General features: G+C 59.1%; 21 protein-coding genes. 9 read left to right on the forward strand and 12 right to left on the reverse strand.

All coding sequences use genetic code 11. From position 1 onward, the window contains the following. Positions 1 to 105 precede the first annotated feature (105 nt). Positions 106 to 1,917, reverse strand: a complete 1,812-nt coding sequence (typA, locus tag KW824_RS19030; protein WP_041206669.1) for a translational GTPase TypA — start codon at positions 1,915 to 1,917, stop codon at positions 106 to 108. A gap of 351 nt (positions 1,918 to 2,268) precedes the next feature. Here typA and glnA point away from each other — a divergent pair, with 351 nt between their 5' ends. The 5 genes from glnA to add all read left to right on the forward strand — a co-directional run bounded on the left by glnA (position 2,269) and on the right by add (position 8,166). Beyond that, the gene (gene glnA, locus KW824_RS19035; protein WP_025325354.1) at positions 2,269 to 3,678 is read left to right on the forward strand and encodes a glutamate--ammonia ligase; all 1,410 of its coding nucleotides are present in this window, start codon (positions 2,269 to 2,271) and stop codon (positions 3,676 to 3,678) included. Between the two features lie 198 nt (positions 3,679 to 3,876). Next, entirely contained in the window at positions 3,877 to 4,452 is a 576-nt protein-coding gene (locus KW824_RS19040; protein ID WP_218410732.1) for a DUF4124 domain-containing protein, read from the forward strand. Between the two features lie 86 nt (positions 4,453 to 4,538). Then, positions 4,539 to 5,594, forward strand: coding sequence for a nitrogen regulation protein NR(II) (glnL, locus tag KW824_RS19045; protein ID WP_042648883.1), 1,056 nt, complete (start codon positions 4,539 to 4,541; stop codon positions 5,592 to 5,594). Between the two features lie 9 nt (positions 5,595 to 5,603). Continuing rightward, positions 5,604 to 7,022 carry a nitrogen regulation protein NR(I) gene (glnG, locus tag KW824_RS19050; RefSeq protein ID WP_161506775.1) on the forward strand — a complete coding sequence of 473 codons (1,419 nt, stop codon included), beginning with the start codon at positions 5,604 to 5,606 and terminating at the stop codon, positions 7,020 to 7,022. Between the two features lie 142 nt (positions 7,023 to 7,164). Further along, entirely contained in the window at positions 7,165 to 8,166 is a 1,002-nt protein-coding gene (gene add, locus KW824_RS19055; RefSeq protein ID WP_161506774.1) for an adenosine deaminase, read from the forward strand. A gap of 67 nt (positions 8,167 to 8,233) precedes the next feature. Here add and hemN read toward each other — a convergent pair whose 3' ends face one another. The 4 genes from hemN to KW824_RS19075 form a co-directional block, all read right to left on the reverse strand. After that, positions 8,234 to 9,607, reverse strand: coding sequence for an oxygen-independent coproporphyrinogen III oxidase (gene hemN, locus KW824_RS19060; protein ID WP_041206665.1), 1,374 nt, complete (start codon positions 9,605 to 9,607; stop codon positions 8,234 to 8,236). Between the two features lie 31 nt (positions 9,608 to 9,638). Beyond that, the gene (locus KW824_RS19065; protein WP_005326204.1) at positions 9,639 to 10,079 is read right to left on the reverse strand and encodes a DUF2489 domain-containing protein; all 441 of its coding nucleotides are present in this window, start codon (positions 10,077 to 10,079) and stop codon (positions 9,639 to 9,641) included. 11 nt (positions 10,080 to 10,090) lie between these two features. Beyond that, complete coding sequence (gene yihI / locus KW824_RS19070) at positions 10,091 to 10,666, reverse strand: Der GTPase-activating protein YihI (protein WP_182786877.1); 576 nt, start codon at positions 10,664 to 10,666, stop codon at positions 10,091 to 10,093. 798 nt (positions 10,667 to 11,464) lie between these two features. Then, on the reverse strand, positions 11,465 to 12,082 hold the full coding sequence (locus KW824_RS19075) for a cytochrome c (RefSeq protein WP_041206664.1): 618 nt from the start codon (positions 12,080 to 12,082) through the stop codon (positions 11,465 to 11,467). A 143-nt stretch (positions 12,083 to 12,225) separates the two neighbouring features. Between KW824_RS19075 and yihA the strand changes: the two genes are divergently transcribed. Then, positions 12,226 to 12,882, forward strand: a complete 657-nt coding sequence (yihA, locus tag KW824_RS19080; protein WP_042648889.1) for a ribosome biogenesis GTP-binding protein YihA/YsxC — start codon at positions 12,226 to 12,228, stop codon at positions 12,880 to 12,882. Between the two features lie 1,001 nt (positions 12,883 to 13,883). Here yihA and aroE read toward each other — a convergent pair. The 7 genes from aroE to KW824_RS19115 all read right to left on the reverse strand — a co-directional run bounded on the left by aroE (position 13,884) and on the right by KW824_RS19115 (position 19,973). Continuing rightward, positions 13,884 to 14,705, reverse strand: coding sequence for a shikimate dehydrogenase (aroE, locus tag KW824_RS19085; RefSeq protein WP_218410733.1), 822 nt, complete (start codon positions 14,703 to 14,705; stop codon positions 13,884 to 13,886). A 104-nt stretch (positions 14,706 to 14,809) separates the two neighbouring features. Further along, entirely contained in the window at positions 14,810 to 15,718 is a 909-nt protein-coding gene (gene hemF / locus KW824_RS19090) for an oxygen-dependent coproporphyrinogen oxidase (RefSeq protein WP_218410735.1), read from the reverse strand. A gap of 108 nt (positions 15,719 to 15,826) precedes the next feature. After that, entirely contained in the window at positions 15,827 to 16,387 is a 561-nt protein-coding gene (locus KW824_RS19095) for a Sua5/YciO/YrdC/YwlC family protein (protein ID WP_218410737.1), read from the reverse strand. A 301-nt stretch (positions 16,388 to 16,688) separates the two neighbouring features. Beyond that, the gene (locus KW824_RS19100; RefSeq protein WP_161506769.1) at positions 16,689 to 17,246 is read right to left on the reverse strand and encodes a type I DNA topoisomerase; all 558 of its coding nucleotides are present in this window, start codon (positions 17,244 to 17,246) and stop codon (positions 16,689 to 16,691) included. Positions 17,247 to 17,301: 55 nt separating this feature from the next. Next, complete coding sequence (locus KW824_RS19105) at positions 17,302 to 17,775, reverse strand: DUF494 family protein (RefSeq protein WP_025325340.1); 474 nt, start codon at positions 17,773 to 17,775, stop codon at positions 17,302 to 17,304. After that, positions 17,768 to 18,883: a DNA-processing protein DprA gene (gene dprA, locus KW824_RS19110; protein WP_218410739.1), complete on the reverse strand. Its 1,116-nt coding sequence runs from the start codon at positions 18,881 to 18,883 to the stop codon at positions 17,768 to 17,770. The genes KW824_RS19105 and dprA overlap by 8 nt, the downstream gene beginning before the upstream one ends. Before the next feature lies 1 nt (position 18,884). After that, complete coding sequence (locus tag KW824_RS19115) at positions 18,885 to 19,973, reverse strand: LysM peptidoglycan-binding domain-containing protein (protein ID WP_218410741.1); 1,089 nt, start codon at positions 19,971 to 19,973, stop codon at positions 18,885 to 18,887. 108 nt (positions 19,974 to 20,081) lie between these two features. Here KW824_RS19115 and def point away from each other — a divergent pair, with 108 nt between their 5' ends. From def to rsmB, 3 genes are read left to right on the forward strand one after another with little or no spacing between them, the layout of a single operon-like run. Next, positions 20,082 to 20,594 (forward strand): peptide deformylase, encoded by a 513-nt coding sequence (gene def / locus KW824_RS19120; protein ID WP_161506766.1) that lies wholly within the window; start codon positions 20,082 to 20,084, stop codon positions 20,592 to 20,594. 12 nt (positions 20,595 to 20,606) lie between these two features. Next, positions 20,607 to 21,551 carry a methionyl-tRNA formyltransferase gene (gene fmt, locus KW824_RS19125; RefSeq protein WP_218410742.1) on the forward strand — a complete coding sequence of 315 codons (945 nt, stop codon included), beginning with the start codon at positions 20,607 to 20,609 and terminating at the stop codon, positions 21,549 to 21,551. Positions 21,552 to 21,611: 60 nt separating this feature from the next. Continuing rightward, positions 21,612 to 22,904, forward strand: coding sequence for a 16S rRNA (cytosine(967)-C(5))-methyltransferase RsmB (gene rsmB / locus KW824_RS19130; RefSeq protein ID WP_218410743.1), 1,293 nt, complete (start codon positions 21,612 to 21,614; stop codon positions 22,902 to 22,904). Positions 22,905 to 22,947: the final 43 nt, after the last annotated feature.

Raw genomic sequence — 22,947 nt, forward strand, 5'->3', positions numbered from 1 at the left:
CCCATGAGCCGGTTCGGTGCCATCCCGGAGGCGAGAAGCTACCACGCGACCATAAAAAAAGAGGCCATAAGGCCTCTCTTTGGTCTGTCGATGAACAGCTATCAATCAAGCACGACCGGCGCGCTTGCGATCCATCTCGGTCAGCAGTTTCTTGCGGATACGGATGGCCTTCGGCGTGATCTCAACCAGCTCATCATTGTCGATGAACTCGAGAGCCTGCTCCAGGGTCATGCGGATCGGCGGAGTCAGCACCTGGGCTTCGTCGGTACCGGAGGCACGCATGTTGGTCAGCTGCTTGCCTTTCAGGCAGTTGACGGTCAGGTCGTTGGAGCGGGAGTGGATCCCGATCACCTGGCCCTCGTACACTTCGGTCGCGTGACCGATGAACAGACGACCACGGTCTTGCAGACCGAACAGGGCGAAGGTCAGGGCCTTGCCGGTAGCGTTGGAGATCAGCACGCCGTTCTGACGCTCACCGATGCTGCCACCCTTGTGCGGACCGTAATGGTCGAAGGTGTGGTACAGCAGACCGGTACCTGAAGTCATGGTCAGGAACTCGGTCTGGAAACCGATCAAGCCACGGCTAGGGATCATGAAGTCGAGACGGACACGACCCTTGCCATCCGGGGTCATGTTGGTCATCTCGCCCTTACGCAGGCCGAGTTGCTCCATGACGGAACCCTGGTGGATCTCTTCTACGTCCACGGTAACGGTTTCGAACGGCTCGTGCAGAACGCCGTCAACGGTGCGCAGGATAACTTCCGGACGGGATACCGCCAGCTCGTAACCTTCACGACGCATGTTTTCGATCAGGATGGACAGGTGCAATTCACCACGGCCGGAGACGCGGAACTTGTCCGGATCTTCGGTCTCTTCCACGCGCAGGGCCACGTTGTGGACCAGCTCCTGGTTCAGACGCTCCAGAATGTTGCGGGAGGTCACGAACTTGCCTTCTTTACCGGCGAACGGTGAGGTGTTGACCTGGAAGGTCATGTTCACGGTCGGCTCGTCAACAGAGAGCGGCGGCAGGGCTTCGACGGCATTGTTGTCACAGATGGTGTCGGAGATCTTCAGCTCGCCCAGACCGGTGATGGCGATGATGTCGCCCGCTTGCGCGTCGGCCACTTCGGTACGGGACAGACCCAGGTAACCCAGCACCTGACCAACCTTGCCGGTACGGTTCTTGCCGTTGGCACCGACGATGGTGACCTGCTGGTTGGTCTTGACGCGACCACGGGTGATGCGGCCGATACCGATAACACCGACGTAGGAGTTGTAGTCCAGCTGGGAGATCTGCATCTGGAAGCCACCGGCGGGGTCACCCTTCGGCTGCTCGACGTTGTCAACGATGGCCTGGAACAGGGGTTCCATGTTATCGGACTCGACGCTCTGGTCCAGGGTGGCCCAACCGTTCAGTGCAGAGGCGTAAACAACCTTGAAGTCCAGTTGCTCATCGGTGGCACCCAGGTTGTCGAACAGGTCGAATACCTGGTCCATTACCCAGTCAGGACGCGCACCCGGACGGTCGATTTTGTTGATGACAACGATAGGCTTCAGACCCTGGGCGAAGGCTTTCTGGGTCACGAAACGGGTTTGCGGCATCGGACCGTCAACGGCGTCGACCAGCAGCAGCACGGAGTCAACCATGGACATGACGCGCTCAACTTCACCACCGAAGTCGGCGTGACCCGGGGTATCGACGATGTTGATGCGGTAGTCATTCCAGCGGATCGCAGTGTTCTTGGCGAGAATGGTAATACCACGTTCCTTTTCCAGATCGTTGGAATCCATCAGACGCTCTTGACCATCAGTGGTACGGTCCAGGGTTCCAGACTGCTGCAGCAGCTTATCAACCAGGGTAGTTTTGCCGTGGTCTACGTGCGCAATAATCGCAATATTGCGTAAATTCTCTAACATTCTCGCCTCAATCACCGGGTAAAATTGGGCGCTAATTGTACTCTCGCCTTTGTGATCTGCCTAGCATAATTGCAGACCATTCGCGCACAACAGGGGATCAGGATCATAGACCCCATGCTGAAAGCCTGCTTAGATGGTGGCTGATCGTGCTGGCGCACCACGATGGTGCACCAAAACGATCCAAGGTTGCACCACTTTGAAGCGCAACCAAGCATGAAAGCGGGTGTCCCGGCAGCCTGAAACGGTGCAAATGCCCTGAAATCAAGCTGTCACAAACTTGGCACGATACTGGCTTATGTGAATGTGATGACGCATTCACCCAAAGAGTTTTAACACCGGAGGTTACTTAGCATGTCAGCCCAGAACGTTTTGGCCCTGATCCAGGAACACGAAGTCAAGTTTGTTGATCTGCGTTTTACCGACACCAAGGGTAAAGAGCAGCACGTATCCATTCCCTCCCACCAGGTCGACGAAGACTTCTTCGAAGACGGCAAGATGTTCGATGGCTCCTCCATCGGCGGCTGGAAGGGCATCAACGAGTCTGACATGGTGCTGATGCCGGATCCGGCCTCCGCCAAACTGGACCCGTTCACCGAAGAGACCACGCTGAACATCGTCTGTGACGTGCTTGAACCTGCCACCATGCAAGGCTATGACCGCGATCCGCGCTCCATCGCCAAGCGTGCCGAAGATTTCCTGAAAGCCAGCGGCATCGCTGACACCGTGCTGTTCGGGCCGGAGCCGGAATTCTTCATGTTCGACAACATCACCTTCTCCAACACCATGGGCCACAGCTTCGTGAAGATCGAATCCGAAGAAGCTGCCTGGAACTCGGGTACCGAGTACGAGCACGGCAACAAGGGTCACCGTCCCTTCGTCAAGGGTGGTTACTTCCCGGTTGCGCCGGTTGACTCCTCCCAGGACATCCGTGCCGCCATGTGTCTGGTGCTGGAAGAGATGGGCCAGGTCGTTGAGGCTCACCACCACGAAGTGGCCACTGCCGGTCAGAACGAGATCGCCACTCGCTTCAACACCCTTACCCTGAAGGCCGACGAAGTGCAGGTCCTGAAGTACGTGATCCACAACGTGGCCCACGCCTACAACAAGACTGTCACCTTCATGCCGAAACCCATGTTCGGTGACAACGGCTCCGGCATGCACTGCCACCAGTCCCTGGCCAAGAACGGCGTCAACCTGTTCGCCGGCGACCTGTACGGCGGTCTGTCCGAGATGGCACTGCACTACATCGGCGGCATCATCAAGCACGCCAAGGCCATCAACGCCTTCGCCAACCCGACCACCAACTCTTACAAGCGTCTGGTGCCGGGCTATGAAGCCCCTGTCATGCTGGCCTACTCCGCCCGCAACCGCTCTGCCTCCATCCGTATCCCGGTGGTGCCGAGCCCGAAAGCCCGCCGCATCGAAGTGCGCTTCCCGGATCCGGCTGCCAACCCCTACCTCGCCTTCGCAGCCCAGCTGATGGCCGGTCTGGACGGCATCATCAACAAGATCCATCCGGGCGATGCCATGGACAAGAACTTGTATGACCTGCCGCCGGAAGAAGCCGCAGAAGTGCCGACCGTTGCCGGTTCCCTGGACGAAGCCCTGTCCGCACTGGATGCTGATCGCGAATTCCTGACCCGTGGCGGCGTGTTCAGCGACGACTTCATCAACTCCTACCTGGAGCTGAAGCAGCATGACGTGGATCGTGTCCGCATGACCCCGCACCCACTGGAGTTCGAGCTGTATTACTCCGTTTAATCCGGTGCCCATTGCTTCATCATGACAAACCCGCCATCTGGCGGGTTTTTTATCTAAGGGGCTGAAATATCATGACTCATGGCATGATGCCTCAGAGTCGTCCGGCTCATCGAGTCCATGCTTCACCGCACATCCGACAATAGGCCCGACATTTTTTTCTCTGATAGGATTAAGGTGAACCCCGTCAAGGAGAGATGGATGAAAAAAGTACACCCGACATGGACGCTGGGCCTCTTGCTGATGATCTCCTGCACCGCCCAGGCGGCCAGAGTCTATTCCTGGGTCGATCCCCAAGGGGTAACGCATTACACAGACGCCCCTCCCCCCGGCAAGAACGCCAGGGAATTAGACCTGCGGGTCTCCCCCCTCATCGGTACCTCACCCCATTCGGTTCAGGTCGATGATTTCAACCATCTGACCGGTGTCGATGCAAGGAAGGCTCTGGAAGCCGCCCCTCTGGAGATAGAGCTGCTCTCCCCCGAGCCGGGCAGCACACTGCGCGACAACACGGGCAACATCGTCTTCCAGGCACAGGTCCATCCCCAGGCGCCGGTGCAATATGACGTGCGCCTGCTGCTGAACGACAAGGCCATTCCCCTCGTTCACAACAGCCTGGCCATCCGGGTGGAGAACCTGGATCGTGGCGCCTACGAGGCGCGGCTCGAGCTCCTCGCCAAAGACGGTACGATCCTTGCTAAATCCAAAGCAGCCACCTTTTACCTGCATAGAACGACTGTGAATCAGGCTCCCAAAGCCACCCCCAAGGCCAATTAGGGGTGATGTGACGCACCGATGCGGGTAAACTCAATGCACCATATCGGTGCATAATAGGTGTAAAGCACCGTTTTAGGGAGAAACCTGTGCCAACCCGCCTGGATCACGCCAAGACACTCTTGGACAACCTGCTGACCGCCGTCATCCTGATGGATGAACGGCTCTGCATTCAATTCGTCAACCCGGCGGCCGAACAGCTGCTGTCCCTCAGCGAACGGCGACTGATCGGGATCGAACTGCCCCATCTGCTGGAGCACATCTCCCTCGACCTGCAACGATTCAAGCAGTGCCTCATTTCAGGGCAGGGCTTCACCGACAGCGAAGTCACCCTGGTGGTGGAGGGAGAGCCCAGGCTGGTGGAGATCAGCGTAAGCCCCATGGCCGACCATGAGCAGCGGTTGATGGTGGTGGAGCTGCGCAAGATCGATCAGCAGAAGAAGATCAGCCAGGAGCTGCAGCAACATGCCCAGCAGCAAGCCGCCAAGGAGCTGGTGCGCGGGCTGGCCCACGAGATCAAGAACCCCCTCGGGGGCCTGCGCGGCGCGGCCCAGCTACTGCAAAAGGAGCTGCCGGACCCGGCCCTGCGCGAATACACCGGTATCATCATCGAGCAGGCCGACCGCCTGCGGGTGCTGGTCGATCGGCTGCTCGGCCCCCAGCGGCCGGGACGCCATCAGATGCACAATGTGCATTCGGTACTGGAGCAGGTGCGCCGCCTGGTGGATCTGGAACTGCCGCCCCAGATCCGCATCGAGCGAGATTACGACCCCAGCATTCCCGAGTTTGAGATGGAGCCGGACCAGCTGCAGCAGGCGTTTCTCAACATAGTCCGCAATGCCGCCGAGGCCCTCGGTGATCAGACCGGGCTCATTCGCATCAAGACCCGCACCGCCTTCCAGATCACCATTCATGGTCAGCGCTATCGCCTGGCCGCCGAGATCAAGATCATCGACAACGGCCCCGGCATTCCCGATGCCATTCGCGACACCCTCTTCTATCCCATGATCACTGGCAAGGAGGGTGGCACCGGCCTTGGCCTCTCCATCGCCCAGAATCTGATCGATCAGCACAAGGGACGCATCGACTGCATCAGCTGGCCCGGCCACACCGAATTCACCATCTACCTACCACTTCGCAAGTAAGGGAACCTCATGACAGCAAAAGTGTGGATCGTCGATGACGACAGCTCCATCCGGTGGGTCCTGGAGCGCACCCTTGGCAGCGAAGGCTTCGAATGCGAGAGCTTTGCCGATGGCGAAGCCCTGCTGAGCTCGCTGGAGATGCGCTCACCGGACGTGATCCTCTCCGATATCCGCATGCCGGGCATAGATGGCCTCAGCCTGTTGGAGCAGATCCACCGCCGCCAGGCCGATCTGCCCATCATCATCATGACGGCCCACTCGGATCTCGACAGCGCGGTTAACGCCTACCAGCGCGGCGCCTTCGAATACCTGCCCAAGCCGTTCGACATCGACGAGGCGGTCACCCTGGTGCGCCGCGCCGAGAATCATCTGAAAGAGCAGCGCACCAAGCGCAAGGCGCGCCAGCAGGAGGCCACCACAACCCCGGAGATCATCGGTGAGGCCCCCGCCATGCAGGAGGTGTTTCGTGCCATCGGCCGGCTGTCGCGCTCCAGCATCTCGGTACTCATCAACGGCCAGAGCGGCACCGGCAAGGAGCTGGTCGCCCATGCCCTGCACAAGCACAGCCCACGCGCCCACAAGAATTTCATCGCCCTCAACATGGCCGCCATCCCGAAGGATCTTATCGAATCCGAACTGTTCGGCCATGAGAAGGGGGCCTTCACCGGCGCCAACAACATACGTCACGGCCGCTTCGAGCAGGCAGACGGCGGCACTTTGTTTCTCGATGAGATAGGTGACATGCCCCTGGACGTCCAGACCCGGTTGCTGCGGGTGCTGGCGGACGGCCAGTTCTACCGGGTCGGCGGCCATCAACCGGTACAGGTGGATGTGCGGATCATCGCCGCCACCCACCAGAATCTGGAGAGGCGGGTCGCCGACGGCGAATTTCGGGAGGATCTGTTCCACCGCCTCAACGTCATCCGCATCCACATTCCCGCCCTCAAGGAGCGACGGGAGGACATACCTCAGCTGGCCCAGCACTTCCTGCTCAGAGCCGCCAAGGAGCTGAACGTGGAGGCCAAGAGCCTGCACCCCGATACCCAGACCTATATCAGCCGTCTACCCTGGCCGGGCAATGTGCGCCAGCTGGAGAACGTCTGCCGCTGGCTGACCGTGATGGCGTCGGGCCAGGAGGTGCTGGTCGGCGATCTGCCCACAGAGCTGCTGACCCCCATTACCAGCACGGCGGAACCAGGCCAGCCCGCGCTGACCGGTGGCTGGCAGCAACAACTACAGGACTGGGTGGGCGCCAAGCTGGCGCTGGGGGAGACCGACATCCTGGCCGATGCCATGCCCCAATTCGAGCGGATCATGCTGGAGACGGCGCTGGAGCACACCCATGGCCACAAGCAGGAGGCCGCCCGCCTGCTCGGCTGGGGTCGCAATACCCTGACCCGCAAGCTCAAGGAACTCGATATCCCCTGAGTCCTCGGGAAAAACGATTCCCATCACGCCTTGAGGGAAAGCCTGACCAATCACACCCCGTTTGCCCGCAAACGGGGTATCTTTTTCAAGATCCCCGCCTAGAATGGCAGGCTTTCCAACCCGACTCGCAGAAGGCGCCACCATGATTGACAGATCCCTCCCCCTGACCGACCTGCACCGCCATCTGGATGGCAACATCCGTCCGCAGACCATTCTCGAGCTGGGTCGCCTGCACAACATCCCGCTGCCAGCCGATGAGCTGGAAGCCCTGCGCCCTCACGTGCAGATCGTCGAGAACGAGCCGAGTCTGGTGGCCTTCCTGAAGAAACTGGACTGGGGCGTGGCCGTGCTGGCCGATTACGACGCCTGCCGCCGAGTCGCATACGAGAACGTGGAAGATCTGCTGCGTGCGGGTATCGACTATGCCGAGCTGCGCTTCAGCCCCGCCTACATGGCGATGGCCCACAAGCTGCACCCGCAGGGGGTGGTGGAAGCCATCATAGACGGCGTGGCCGCTGGCAGCCGCGACTTCGGCATCAAGACCAACCTGATCGGAATCATGAGTCGCACCTTCGGCACCGAACAGTGCAACAAGGAGCTGGCAGCCTGCCTGGCCCATCGCGACAAGCTGGTCGCCATCGATCTGGCCGGTGATGAGCTGGGCTTCCCGGGCACACTCTTCACCGATCACTTCCGCAAGGTGCGGGATGCGGGCATGCGGGTGACGGTGCACGCCGGTGAAGCGGCCGGCCCCGAGAGCATGTGGCAGGCCATTCGCGATCTCGGCGCCGAGCGTATCGGTCACGGCGTCAAGGCCATCCAGGACCCGGCCCTGATGGCCTATCTGGCGGAGCACCGCATCGGCATCGAGTCCTGCCTCACCTCCAACATCCAGACCACCACGGTCGCCAGCCTCAGCGATCACCCGATCCGCCAGTTCCTGGCCGCCGGCGTGCTGGCCTGCCTCAACACAGACGATCCCGCAGTGGAAGGCATCGACCTGCCCCACGAATACGAGGTGGCCGCCCCGGCCGCCGGCATGACGGAGAGCGAGATCCGCACCGCCCAGCGCAATGGTCTGATGTTGGCCTTCCTGAGCGAGGCCGAGAAGGCCGAACTGAGCGCCCGCGCGGCTCAGCGCTGAGTGCTGGCAAGCCCAATAAAAAAACCGCCGAGAGGCGGTTTTTTTATGTTCAGCGCCGACCGACGGCTCAGATCACCCGGGAGAACTGCTGCTGACGCGCCTTGCTGCGCAGGTAGACGTCGAAGCACATGCAGATGTTGCGAATGAGCAGCTGACCGGTGGAGACCACCTCCAGCCCGTCGTCGTTCATACGCACCAGGCCATCATCGATGAAGGTCTGCAGCAGCTTGAGGTCCTCGGCGAAATACTCCTTGAAGACCAGACCATGGGCCTGCTCGACGGCGGCGAAGTTCAGGGAGAAGTCGCAGATGAGGCGCTTGATCACCTCGCGGCGGATCAGATCGTCCCGGTTGAGGGAGCACCCCTTCCACTGGGCATGACCGAGCGTCTCCACCTGGGCGTAATAGGTCTTGAGATCCTTCTGATTCTGGGAGTAGGCATCCCCCATCATGCTGATGGAAGAGACCCCCAACCCCAGCAGATCGCAATCCCCCTGGGTGGTATAGCCCTGGAAGTTGCGATGCAGCTTGCCCTCGCGCTGGGCCACCGCCAGTTCGTCATCGGGCTTGGCGAAGTGATCCATGCCGATGAACTGATAACCCTGACCGGTGAGGAAGGCGATGGTGTCCTGCAGCATGGCCAGCTTCTCCCGAGGGGCCGGCATGTCTTCCTCCTTCAGCTTGTGCTGGGCGGCAAAGCGGCTCGGCAGGTGCGCATAGTTGAAGATGGAGAGACGGGCTGGATCCGTCTTGAGAACTTCCTCTAGGGTGTGGTGGAAGCTCTCCCGGTTCTGGTGCGGCAGGCCGTAGATGAGGTCGAGATTGGTGGAGCGGAACCCCAATGATCGGGCGCGCTCCAGCATGGCGCGGATGAAGTCGTTGTCCTGCTCACGGTTGACCGCGACCTGGACCGCCTTGTTGAAATCCTGCACGCCGAGGCTGATGCGGTTGAAACCGAGCTCCCGCAGCACATCCAGCATGGAGAGTTCGATCTCGCGCGGGTCGACCTCGATGCTGATCTCCCCTGCATCCGCAAACTGGAAGTGCTCCCGCAAGATGGCCATCAGGCGACGGGTTTGCCCCTCGTTCAGGTAGGTGGGGGTACCGCCGCCCCAGTGCAGCTGGGTCACCAGCCGGTCCTTGAACAGGGGGGCCTGTGCCTTGATCTCCTGCTCGAGGTAATCGAGGTATTGATCGGCCTTGTGCTGGTGACGGGTGATCACCTTGTTGCAGCCGCAGTAGTAGCACAGCTTGTGGCAGAAGGGGATGTGCACGTAGAGCGACAGATTGCGCGCCGGATACTGGCCCGCGGCCTGGACGAAGTCCGGATAACCGAAGCCCTCGTTGAACTCCAATGCGGTGGGATAGGAGGTGTAACGTGGGCCGCTGTAGTTATATTTCTCGATCAGGGCCTGATCCCACACAATCTGTTCTGCTTGCACGCTTGCTTCCTCTTTCTTAGTTATCCAGGGCTCACCGGCTTAACTGAAAGTCCTTCAGTCGGGCGACATCCTTGAGGATCTGCGCCTCCAGCTCGGCCTCGTAGCCGCTGCGCTCGAGATCCATCTTCATCACTTCGTTGCGCTTGAGGGCTCGCCTCGCCTCGTGAGTCGGCATCTCCTTCACCTTCTCGTAGAGGCCATAGAGACCGGGGAATTCACTGGCGAAGGCTCGCCCTTCCTTGATCTGCAAGGCATCCAGCAGGTTGGTCAGCCGGATGGCCCCCTCCGAGTAGTCGCACTGACCATCCCGTACCGCATGGGCGATCACCCTGACGCTGTCGAGGATGCGCTCGTTGCGGGCCGCAATGGCCTGTCGCTGCATGTCGTGCTGACGCTTGAGACGCGCCAGCAGGGTGCCGGCATAGACAGCCAGCCCCAGCAAGACAAGGCCCCCCAGCAGGGCGGCCAGCATCCATCCACTCATCACTTCTTCTTCGGCTCGGGCTTGGGTTCAGGCTGATAGTCAACCTGGCTGAAACGCTCCCACAGCTCCTCCTCGGAGGCCGGCTGTCTCGGCTCTTCATACTCGACGTCATCAAAATCACCGTCGTCATCTTCGTCGGTGTCTATGATGCCGAGCTCGTCCATCAGCTCCTGATAGCGATCGACACGCTGATCGACCCAGGCCTGCTCGGCCGCTTCCAGGGTTTCACCGGCATCAAGTCGATCCAGCAGATCGTTCAGGCGATCATCATTCTCGATGGAGGCCAGCTCCTGCTCGGGTGTCATCACCAACCTCTTCTCTTTTTGCGGCTTGGGGGCCACCGGCTTGCTCTGCTTCTCTTCCACGATCAGCACAACCGGCTTGCGGGAGCCGATACGCGGATCCTTGGCCTGCTTGCCATTGCCGCCCTTGTTGCCCTGCTCGACCTGCTGACGGGAGCCCGCCTTCAAGCCCTTGCGCTTGGCGGCGCGTTTGCGCTCACGGCCTTCCAGGGCACTGGCATCTGATTCTTTGCGCTTGCCGGTAGGCTTGCGGGTGGGTTGTTTGGCCGACATGAATGACTCCGACAAATAACTGGATTGAAACCCCCGGGATTGTTTCGTCCGGGGAGGATGCTGAAGCGGGGAACAGTAAATCTGGAACAAGAGTGGGATCCCGCACCAATTCGACCATATTGGGTCGCTGAACACCGCAGGATCGGCATCCTCTGGGCATGTTGCTGGTATTTTGACACAGAATGCCTTGGCGGGTTAATGACTCAACAGAAAAAAGGCAGCCTAAGCTGCCTTGATCCTGTCACGCGAGTCCCATTTCCTGGCTGCAAATCGCCTTATCCCTGGGCGTACCTCTGCGCATCATGTCGTTGGGTCTTCCTGACCCTTGTTGCTCGATCCTGAATGTGCGTGTGCTTGTCTAACCCATGCTGACAACATCCGGTCATCTTTCTGGGGTGGTTGCCTCCCGCAGCCCCGCTCATCCCTGGCGGTCACCATCCTGGTCTTTGACTCCGTAGCTCATCACTTGCCTGCTGAGCCGACTCCCTGGCCACCCCGGCACGAACCGACAGCTCGTCCGGTCATTCCATACGCTCACTGTAACAATTTCGCAGTAGGGCTCAATCCACTCGGCATTCTTTCAAACGAAGATAAGTGGCCATCTCATTTTTAACGTATTGAAAGTTATAGCTTCTGCATCGAAGGCTTAACACTGTTTCAGCCCCGACCGGACTCGAAAATGGGGGATCTCTTACAACAATGCAGGGCATTTGCAGGCATGGCGCCGGAAGCCCCAAAAAATAACAGGGAACCTTGATAGTTCCCTGTTATTTTCAACAAGATAGATTCAGGACCCTATCAGTGCAGACCCGCCACGTATTTGGAGAGCGCCTCGATGTCCTGATCCGTCAGCTTCTTGGCCACATCCCGCATCATGCCATTGGGGTCATTGTCACGGGCTGCCGCACGGAAGGCAGTGAGCTGCGCCTTGATATACGCAGGGTGCTGCCCGGACAAGCTGGGATACTTGGCCTGCTCGACGCCGGAACCGCGCGGACCATGGCAGGCGGTACAAGCGGCCAGACCACGTTCCATGTCGCCTCCCATATAGAGCGCCTTGCCTGCGGCAACCACGTCATCGGGCACGGCAACCGGAGTCACCTTCTGGCTGGAGAAGTAGGCGGCCAGGTCGTCCATGTCCTGATCGGACAGAGGCAACGCCATGGGTCCCATGATGGGAGCAACCCGACCAGTTTGGCCAGAAGCTGCAGCCTTCAGTTCAACTAATTGTTTTTTGATATATGATGCGTGCTGACCAGCAATCTTGGGATACATGTCGACTGGGCTGTTGCCGTCCGGTCCATGACAGGCCGCACAGACGGCAGCCTTGGTTTGTCCCGCAGCGGCATCGCCCTTGGCTTGTGCCATCCCAGTTACGCCAACCATCAGAGCAAGTGTAATGACTAGGTTCTTCATGGCGTTCCAACTTTCTCGTTATTAGACTTCCAGATCCCATGCCGCTGAAGGCATGTTAAAATAAACGCGTTTAAGCGACGCCATTTTACACGATTTCACAAAAAAGTAACTCTATAACCCTCTATCTCTATGGGGAATTTACGTTGGATACACAAACTCTGAATTTCAATAAGGTGCATTTTGTGACCAGCGCACCCGACATCCGTCACCTGCCAAATGATGGGGGTGTCGAGATTGCGTTTGCCGGGCGTTCCAACGCCGGTAAATCATCTGCATTGAATACCTTGACCAAACACAAGAACCTGGCACGGACCAGTAAGACACCGGGTCGTACCCAGCTGATCAACCTGTTTGAACTGGAGCCGGGCAAGCGCCTGGTCGACTTGCCGGGCTACGGTTATGCGCAGGTTCCGCTGGAAATGAAGCTCAAGTGGCAGAAGTCACTGGCTGAATACCTGCAGCGCCGCGAATCCTTGAAAGGTCTGGTGATCCTGATGGACATTCGCCATCCGCTCAAAGAGACCGACATGAACATGCTGGAATGGAGCTCACACCGCGAGTTGCCGGTGATGCTGCTGCTGACCAAGGCAGACAAACTGAGCCCGGGTCCCCGCAACAATCAGGTGATAAAGGTGCGCCAGGCAGTAGCCGAACTGGGTCCGCAGATCCAGGTTGAAGCCTTCTCCTCCCTCAACAACATAGGTGTCGAGAAGTTGGCCCAGACTCTGAGCGGCTGGTATCTATCCAATGCCGAAACCACTCAGACCGACACGGAAGAAGACCACCAGATCGAGGAGTAAACCGCTCCTCTTCTTGCTGCAATGAGCGGAGTTGGCCCTCCGCTGATTGAAAGACTTTCAGTTTTCTCCTGCCCGGGCCAGCCCCCACGTCCCCTTCTGTTACAACCCATCCCTATAGCTTATAAGTCTTTTTAATCAGAGAGATAGAAGATTAGGCTGTTGTGAAAATTAACTTCCCCCCTCCTTGACACCGTTTTCATTTTTCCCGCCAGACAAGCCGGAAATAATACCGAGCATCAACAAAACTGAAAATTTATTACAAGAAAGGAATAGGAAGGGATAAAAATGAGGCCAGTCTCGCTGTCGCGGGCCGGCCTGAAGAAATGAGTTCAAAAAATTGGGAAAAAGCGAGTTCTCGAGAACAAAGACGATTGGTTTTCCTCAAGAAACATCCCTATTCTAACAAAAGATTACTCGATTTAAAGCATTTACTCTAAATATTTTGCATAAAAAAAACACCCCGACGATGACTCATCGGGGCTGCTATTCAGCCACATTCAATTACGTGAAATAAAAGGTCTGAAAGATAGAACATCTTACCTCTGTACCCTACGCTGATAACTGTACAGCAAAGCAGCAGAAAGTGAAAGTAATTTATGTAATTTAGTTTCACTTAAGATGAGAGAGGTAAATTTCTATATTTTTCAAATGGATAAAAAAATCCCCAGTATAAATACCGGGGAGTTATAAAGGTGACTAGCTAGCACTTCCTCAACTATCTAGTTAGTCAGCACCATTTCGCACAAGTTCCGCTGCTTTGAGAAAAAACTTAATAACCGCGAACGATGCAAGCTTGAAAGCATAGTAACCCATTGTTATTTATCGATTTAAATCCCATTTCAAAATAGTGACAACTTCACGCCCCTACCTGCGGGGAGCACTCTCCCCGAGGAAGAGAGATGTTCTGTTCATAAACCAGAGGGTGAAATTGCCAGAGCCCGTCTGCCGGACTGCACATTCACGGTTGTTCCACTCCCCACCGGATTGATAAGCGAACCGACCTACAAGGTGCCCAGGTTGCGCTTCAGCTCTCTCAACACCTGCTTGGTACCAGGCCGGATGCCACGCCACACGGTAAATGCTTCGGCGGCCTGCTCCACCAGCATGCCGAGCCCATCCATGGTCTGACGGGCGCCATGCTGCTTGGCCCAACCGATGAAGGCCGTATCCGTCGCACCGTACATCATGTCGTAGATAGCGATATCAACGTGGATCAGGGCAGGCGCCAGCGGTGGCAGCTCCCCTTGCAGACTGGCGGAGGTGGAATTAATGATGAGATCGAACGGCCCAGCCAACTGCTCATAGGTCTGGGCGGTCACGGGCCCCAGATCGTGAAATTCGGCAGCCAGCTGCTCCGCTTTTGCGTGCGTGCGGTTGGCGATGACCAACTCGTCCAGCTTCTCCGCCAGCAGTGGCGCCAGTGCACCGCGAGCCGCACCGCCTGCCCCCAGCAACAGGATCCGGCTGCCTGCCAGCGTCACCCCATGGGACTTGAGATCGGCTACCAGCCCGGCTCCATCGGTGTTGTCCCCCAGCAGCACACCATCATCCGTCAGCTTGATGGTATTGACCGCTCCTGCCCGCTTGGCCCTTGGACTGAGTCGATCGACCAGAGCGAACGCCTGCTCCTTGAAGGGCACTGTGACATTGCACCCCTTGCCTCCCTTGGCAAAGAAGCTGCGCAGGGTAGCGGCAAACTCGTCGACGGCGGGCTCGGCCAGCCCATACTCCAGCTCTTGCTGGGTCTGTCTGGCGAACAGGGTATGAATGAAGGGGGACTTGCTGTGGCGCACCGGGTGGCCAAAAACCAGATAACGATCCATCAAAGAGTTCCATCAGAGGGTCATCACCCGATTTAACGGGTTTTCTCAGTCGGGAACAAGCCGAATATCGGCCAGTAAAAAGGGGCCCGTCATGGCCCCTCGAGTCACAGCCACTCTCGTGGCGTGAGGTAGTCGGTATAGAGCAAGGCCTCGGGGCTACCCGCCTCCGGCTGCCAGTCATACTCCCAGCGGGCCAGGGGTGGCATCGACATCAGGATCGACTCGGTGCGTCCACCAGTCTGCAGCCCGAACAGGGTACCCCTGTCATACACCAGATTGAACTCTACGTAACGGCCGCGGCGATAGAGCTGGAACGCCCGCTCCCGCTCACCATAGGGCAGCGCCTTGCGTCGCTCGACGATGGGCAGATAGGCATCGAGATAACCCCGACCTACTGCCTGCATAAAGGCGAAGCAGTCGGCAAAGGGCCAGCGGTTCAGATCATCGAAGAAGAGGCCACCCACCCCCCGGGTCTCGTTGCGATGCTTGAGGAAGAAGTAGCGATCGCACCAGGATTTGAACTCGGGGTAGATCTCCGCACCAAAGGGATGGCAGAGATCACGGGAGACCTGATGCCAGTGCTGCACATCCTCGGCAAACGGATAGAAGGGTGTCAAATCGAAACCACCGCCAAACCACCAGATGGGCGCCTCGCCCTCTTTCTCGGCGATGAAGAAACGGACGTTGGCATGGCTGGTCGGCACATAGGGGTTGTGTGGATGGATCACCAGCGAGACCCCCATGGCCTCGAACTTGCGGCCAGCCAATTCGGGGCGGTGAGCGGTCGCCGACGCCGGCATGGCATCGCCATAGACATGGGAGAAGTTGACCCCGCCCTGCTCGATCACAGCGCCATGGCGCAGCACCCGGGTACGGCCTCCACCACCGCCTTCGCGGCGCCAGGCATCCTCCACAAAGTGTCCGGCGCCGTCAGCCTGCTCCAGTCCCCGACAGATCTCGTCCTGCAACTGCAGCAGGAAGGCCTTGACCTGGGCCACATCCGGTTTGCTCATCTTGTCTCCAGTCAGGCAGGATCTTGATCGTCCCGTCCATTTTATATTGTGGTGTCACGCCATGAGCACATCGCCCGTCATGACTGCAAATCAGGCACTTGCCGCCCCTCAGGAGGGACGAATGATGGCGCCGGTACGGGCGTCCTTGATCTCGGATGGATTGGCCTGCCCCCCTACCTCACCGGGCAGGATATAGGCCAGCTGACTTGCCAACGCATCACCAATGTCCACGACCCGACGGGCAGGCTCCTCGCCGGTCAGGTTGGCACTGGTAGAAACCAGTGGCTTGCCAAAGGCACGGCACAGGGCCTGCACCTGAGGATGGGCCGTGACGCGCACAGCCAGGGTATCGAACTGCCCGGTCAGCCAGGCCGGCGTGGTCGCACGGGCAGGCATGATCCAGGTGAAGGGGCCGGGCCAGCTCGCCTGCACACGAGCAAGTTGCTCGTTGCTAATCTGGCTCAGATCGATGTAATCCTGCAGTTGGGTCAGATCGGCGGCGATCAGGATCAGGCCCTTCTCCACCGGACGCTGCTTGATGGCCAGCAGGCGCCGTACCGCAGCCTCGGAGTCGGGATCACATCCCAGGCCAAAGACGGCCTCGGTGGCATAGGCGATCACCCCTTCGCGGTGCAGGGCGGCCATCGCTTGTTCAAATTCGTTTGGCATAGAAAAAATGCGACAGCCGGGCTGCCACCTCTCATCACTGGGTTGTAAGTTGAACCGACATGAGGGCACCCTGGTGCCCTCACCTCTTCAGTACATTCGGACGTCTGACCCGCCAGAGCGCCAGCTCATCACCGGCCACTGCAACGCTTGTGATACCGAGCCACATGCGCAGGCCTAGAGGCTGGCGGCGAGGATTGGCGCCCAACGACACGGCCGTAAAGGGGCGGTTCACGGCAAGGTGATAAATCCAGATGAAACACTCCCTTGCCAGCAAGCTGCCTGCGGGCTTATGGCGGCAGGATTATACCCGCTCAATCTGATGACAGCATTTCTTTTGCGGGCAGACCCAGCGCAGACTCCCTCTCACTTTCTTCTCGATCATGATGCCCCAGCCACACTCTGGGCAGGGCATGGGAACAGGCTTGTCATTTACCACGTACTTGCAGTGAGGATAGGCATCACAGGAGTAAAACTGTTTGCCATAACGGGAGGTGCGGCTCACCAGATGGCCCTTGCCACACTCTGGGCAGAGGATCTGGGTATCGTCGCTCTCTTGCAGGGACTCGATATGCTGGCAGGCCGGATACTGGGTACAGCCCACGAACAGACCATAGCGCCCCTTCTTGATCGCCAGTGGCTGGCCACAATCGGGGCAGACAGATCCTTCGAGCACCTTTTCGATGTCGCGGCCGGAGGGTGTCAGGGAACGAATAAAATCACAGGAGGGGTAGGCCGAACAGCCCAGGAAGGGGCCATGCTTGCCCTGACGGATCACCAGCTCGGCACCACACTGCGGGCACGGCTCGCGCTCGAATGCATGTTCGTGGGCAGAAAAGAGGTGATGATCGATTTTTGACATGGGCCGCGCCTTGGAATCCAGATGGCCTGAATTCTACCAGCGCGGCACCGGACTGTCAGTGAATGACACCGTCTGACTCGTCAAACACCAGCTCCTCCATCTGCTGGTAGGCATTCTCACTGCCCGGGACGTTGAACAGCACCATCATGACGACCCACTTCAGGTCATCTAGCTCGATATCCGGCTTGTCCAGCTCCAGCAAGCGCTCGATACAGATTTCGCGGGTTTCGGCGTTAAGCACCTGGGCCTGTTCCAAGAACAGCAGGAAACCACGGCACTCTGTGCTGAGGCGAGCCAGCTCTTGCGGGGCGTAGATCCGCATCGAACCTTGCGCGCTGGCGGTGACATACACCTCCCGCTCGCTGTCATGCAGATTGGCCAGTCGTTCCAGCCAGTTGAGCGCCTTCTCAATCTCGTCCTGATTGAAACCGGCCCGGCTAAGTTCGTCGGTGAGTTCATCCTGCTCGACCATCACATCTGCATCGCTGTGGATGTAGGTCTCGAAAAGGTACATCAATACATCAAACATGATTCGCCCTCCTCGCTCTGACGTATCCACCGGCTACCGCCATCACTGCACCGGCCAGCTCCAGCTCTACCAACCTGCCCAATACCACTTCGACAGGAAGCTGGGCCCGCTCGGCAACGGTATCCACGCTCGTGGTCTCATAATCTACGTTATCCAACAAATCGGCATAAGGCAATTCGCTATTATGCAATGGCTCGGGAGAAGGGTTCGCCAGCCTCTTTAATGGCACAAGGGCAGGCAGCTCTTCCATGACATCTGCCGCATTCAAAACCAGCTTGGCCCCTTGCTGAAGCAGCCGATTGCACCCCGCAGCCTGGGTATTTTGCGGTGCACCCGGTACGGCAAAGACCTCGCGGCCCTGCTCCAGCGCGTAGCGGGCTGTGATGAGTGAGCCGCTTTGTTCGGCCGCCTCCACCACCAGCGTGCCCAGCGACAGGCCGCTGATGATGCGATTGCGGCGAGGGAAATGTTCAGCCAGCGGTCCCTGGTCCGGCGCTAGCTCGGAGACAAGCAGACCGCCATGCTCGAGGATCTGCATCGCCAGGCCCTGATGGCGCTTTGGATAGAGACAGTCAAGCCCGGAGCCCAGCACCGCCAACGTCACACCGCCCGATGCCAAGGCCTGTTGGTGACATATGCCATCGATACCCAGCGCCAATCCGGAGGTGATCGCCAGACCGCTCTCCACCAGCTCGGCACACAAACGGGTGGCATTGTCCTTGCCTGCATAGGTGGGATGGCGGGTACCCACCATCGCCAGCTGTGGTAGAGAAAGGGCTGCGAGATTCCCGCGGCAATAGAGCAGCAAGGGGGCGGCGGGGATCTCTTTGAGCAAAGCAGGATAGGCGGGGTCATCGAGACAAAGGAGGTGATTGCCAGGTGCTTCGGCCCAGTTCAGCCCCGGCTCCACCATGGATGACGGCCATCTCATCTGCTGAATTTGGGTGCTCTGCAGACCAAGCGATCTCAGGGTGCCATCGTCTGAGTCAAACAGAGCGGTGATGTCGCCACCAAAATGGGCCAGCAGGCGTGCGGCGGTAACCGGACCGATGCCGGTCATTGCATCCAGCGTCAACCACAGCGAAAGCCGCCCGAGTGGAAGTGGCACGTCAGAAGTTACTGACCTGATAACCCGAGCTGACCAGATCCTGGCTCTGCAGGATGAGGCCATAACTCAGCTTGTCATACACCTTGAACAGCATGACCCTGGCAATCGCTTCGGCGGGCAGGGACGACTTGCCAGCAGAGTGGAGTACCTTGTCATAGACAGAAGCATATTCCCGATATGAAACCTTGCCATTCTTGTCCACCATCTCGGCACCGGGACGCAGGATCTCGAGCACATCGCCAGGAGCTATCTTATCGCGCGACCCCTTGTTGATGAGGACAATGTCAAACTTGCCTCCCCCGCGCACCTTGCTCGGCAGCTCTATCACATAACCGGGGGAAATCACCGGTGCCGCCTTTGGCATGAAGACGGCAGAGAGGCTCTCCTGCGGTGGCAACGGGATAACCTTGTCTCCCTGATACACCTCGCGCCTGCTGTGCGTCAGAGTGACTCTGGTGCTGTCGTTCGCCAAGCGGTCCTCCGCGCGCACAGTACCGACGAAAATCGCCTCCTGACCGAGCTGCTCGCCGGTCAGTTTGTCCTTGTAAGTCACCCCAGGGCGATAGATACCATAACTCTGACCCAGATTCAGCGCCCCCTGCACATAGAGGGTGTCCCCCTCCAACATTCCGATATGCTTGTCGTTATTGCCAAGCACATAGGGCAGATCCTTGCTCTGCTGGCTGTCGGCCAGAATGTGATCGGTCTGCAGGAAGGGCACTATCTCGCTGAGAGGCAGGGTCGGAATGGGGTTGGCCTTGTTCTCGTAGCGATTCCTAGGGGACAGGCGAATAACCTGCTTGCCGCCCTGGCTGGCCTTGCCCAGACGCGGCTCGCCATTGACCCAGCTCAGTTGCAGCACGTCACCTGGGTAAATCCAGTGTGGATTGGCAATCTGGGGATTGATGTTCCAGAGCCGTGGCCAGAGCCAGGGTTCGGCCAGATACTGACCCGAAATATCCCAGAGAGTATCCCCCTTCTGCACCACATAACTCTCGGGATAGCCGGATTTCAGTGTCAACTGCTGTGCCATGGCACCATTGGCCAAGGCTGTCGCCAGGCAGGCGAGGATGATTTGCTTCAGATGCATAACACTCCCTGTTACTTCTGCACGCAAAGTGTTGCTGTTTTTTGTCGACGTAAATGACTAGAATTACGTCAATATTGACTGCGTTTATATGAAACTAAAGAAAAAACTATGGCCATTCTAGATGTATTGCGTTTCCCCGATGAGCGCCTGCGTACAGTCGCAGCCCCTGTCGAGACCATTACACCCGAGTTACAACAGATTGTAGATGATATGTTCGAAACCATGTACGCGGAGGAAGGCATCGGCCTGGCCGCGACTCAGGTCGACATTCATCAACGCATCATCGTCATCGACATCTCTGAAGACCGTGAAGATCAGCTGGTGCTGATCAACCCCGAGATCCTGGAGCAGTCAGGCAGCACCGGCATAGAAGAGGGTTGCCTCTCCGTGCCCGGCAGCCGGGCTCTGGTGCCACGCGCAGAGTGGGTCAAGGTCCGGGCGCTGGATCGCCACGGCAAGCCATTCGAGCTGGAAGCGGACGATCTGCTCGCCATCTGCATCCAGCATGAGATGGATCATCTGGTCGGCAAGCTGTTTGTGGATTACTTGTCCCCGCTCAAGCGCCAGCGCATCCGTCAGAAGCTGGAAAAGATGGCCCGCGAAGATCGCAAAGTCCTCTGAGGATCTGCCCCATTGAACAAGCTGAAACTGATTTTTGCCGGCACCCCCGACTTCGCCGCCCGTCACCTGGCGGCGTTGTTGTCTTCCGACCATGAGGTCGTCGCCGTTTACACCCAGCCCGACAAGCCGGCTGGCCGTGGCCAGAAACTCACTGCCAGCCCGGTCAAGGCGCTGGCGCTGGCCCACGATCTGCCTGTCTACCAGCCGACGTCCCTGCGCAATGAAGAGGCGCAGGCCGAGCTGGCCGCCCTCGGCGCCGACCTCATGGTGGTGGTGGCCTACGGCCTGATCCTGCCCAAGGCGGTACTCGACACCCCGAGGCTGGGCTGTCTCAATGTGCACGGCTCCCTGCTGCCACGCTGGCGTGGTGCCGCACCTATTCAGCGCGCCATCTGGGCGGGCGATAGCGAAACCGGCGTCACCATCATGCAGATGGATGTGGGGCTGGATACCGGCGCCATGATCCGCAAGGTGAGCTGCACCATCGCCAGTGATGAAACCTCCGCCAGCCTCTATGACAAGCTGGCCGAGCTGGGCCCGCAGGCGCTGGTCGACACCCTCAATGCCATGGCCGCCGGTGACACAACGGCCGAGGTGCAGGACGATGCGCTGGCCAACTATGCCCAGAAGCTCTCCAAGGAAGAGGCCCGCATCGACTGGTCCATGGAGGCCGTCGCCATCGAACGCTGCATTCGCGCCTTCAATCCCTGGCCCATCAGCTGGTTCGAGGTCGCGGACCAGACCATCAAGGTGTGGCAGGCCGAGGTCATCGACAGCGACCATGGCCAACCCATCGGCACCCTGCTCAAGACCGACAAGCAGGGGATCGACGTCGCCACCGGCAAGGGGGTGCTGCGTCTACTGACCCTGCAACCGCCCGGCAAGAAGGCCATGTCCGTCCCGGATCTGCTCAACTCTCGCCGCGACTGGTTTGAACCCGGCACGCAATTGCATTGAACTGGATTGAATTGACACAAGCGGGGCCCAGGCCCCGACTTGCGCATCTAAGGTAACGCTATGAAAACACGTGCACAGGCTGCTCTCGTTATTCAACAGGTGCTGGATCAGGGTCAATCCCTCTCCGCTGTTCTGCCTGCTGCCCAGGAGAAGGTGGCGCCTCGCGATCGCGCCCTCCTGCAAGAACTCTGCTACGGCACCCTGCGCTGGCTGCCCCGCCTCGATGCGGCAGTGAGCGAGATGATGGACAAGCCGCTCAAGAACAAGAGCCGCATCTTTCACTATCTGATCCTGGTTGGTCTCTATCAGCTCATCTACACCCGCATTCCGGCTCATGCCGCCGTGGCCGAGACCGTCAATGCCGTCAAGTTGCTCAAGGGCACCTCACTGCGTGGCCTCATCAACGGCGTGCTGCGCAACTTCCAGCGCAGCGCCGAAGTCATATTGCTGCGCATCGACCGGGTTCCCAGCATTCGTCTCGGTCACCCCGAGTGGCTCACCAAACGCCTGCGTCAGGCCTATCCCGAGGATTGGGAGTTCATCATGGAGGCCAACAACCAGCGCCCTCCCATGTGGATCCGCAACAACAGCCAGCGCCAGAGCCGCGAACAGATGCTGGCCCGCATGGCCGAAGTGGGCATCAATGCGGTGGCTGGCGAAGAGGGGGAGGATTGCATCCTGCTGGAGCGCCCCTGCGATGTGACCAAGCTGCCCGGTTTCGAAACCGGTGACTGCTCGGTACAGGACGGCGCCGCCCAGCAGGCCGCCCGCCTGCTCGATCCCCAGCCGGGTGAGTGGGTGCTGGATGCCTGTGCCGCTCCCGGTGGCAAGACCGCCCACCTGCTTGAGCTGCAACCCGCCCTCGCCGGTGTGGTCGCCGTGGATGCCGACGAGAACCGCCTCAAGCGGGTGCAGGAGAACCTGGATCGCATCGGCCTCACCGCCCGGGTGATCCACGGGGATGCCAGTACACCGGATCTGTGGTGGCCCGAGGGCCAGTTCGACCGCATCCTGCTGGACGCCCCCTGCTCCGCCACCGGCGTCATCCGCCGCCACCCCGACATCAAGTGGCTGCGCCGGGATCAGGACATTCGCGAGCTGGCTGAGCTCCAGCGCCGCATTCTGAACGCCCTCTGGGCGAAGCTCAAAAGCGGCGGTACCCTGCTCTATGCCACCTGTTCGGTGCTGCCGGAAGAGAACCGCGACCAGATCCGCGCCTTCCTGGCTGACACCAAGGATGCCCGTCTGGTGCCGCTGCACCAGCAAGACAACCCGGATTGCCCGGGTCGCCAGTTCCTGCCCGGCGAGGCGGAGATGGACGGCTTCTATTATGCCAAGCTGATCAAGCAGTAAGCTGCAGATAAGGGGTCGGGGCGCCGTATCTGGCGCCCTCGTT

Origin of the sequence: Aeromonas sp. sif0611, assembly GCF_019218845.1 — a bacterium.
GTDB lineage: Bacteria > Pseudomonadota > Gammaproteobacteria > Enterobacterales > Aeromonadaceae > Aeromonas > Aeromonas media.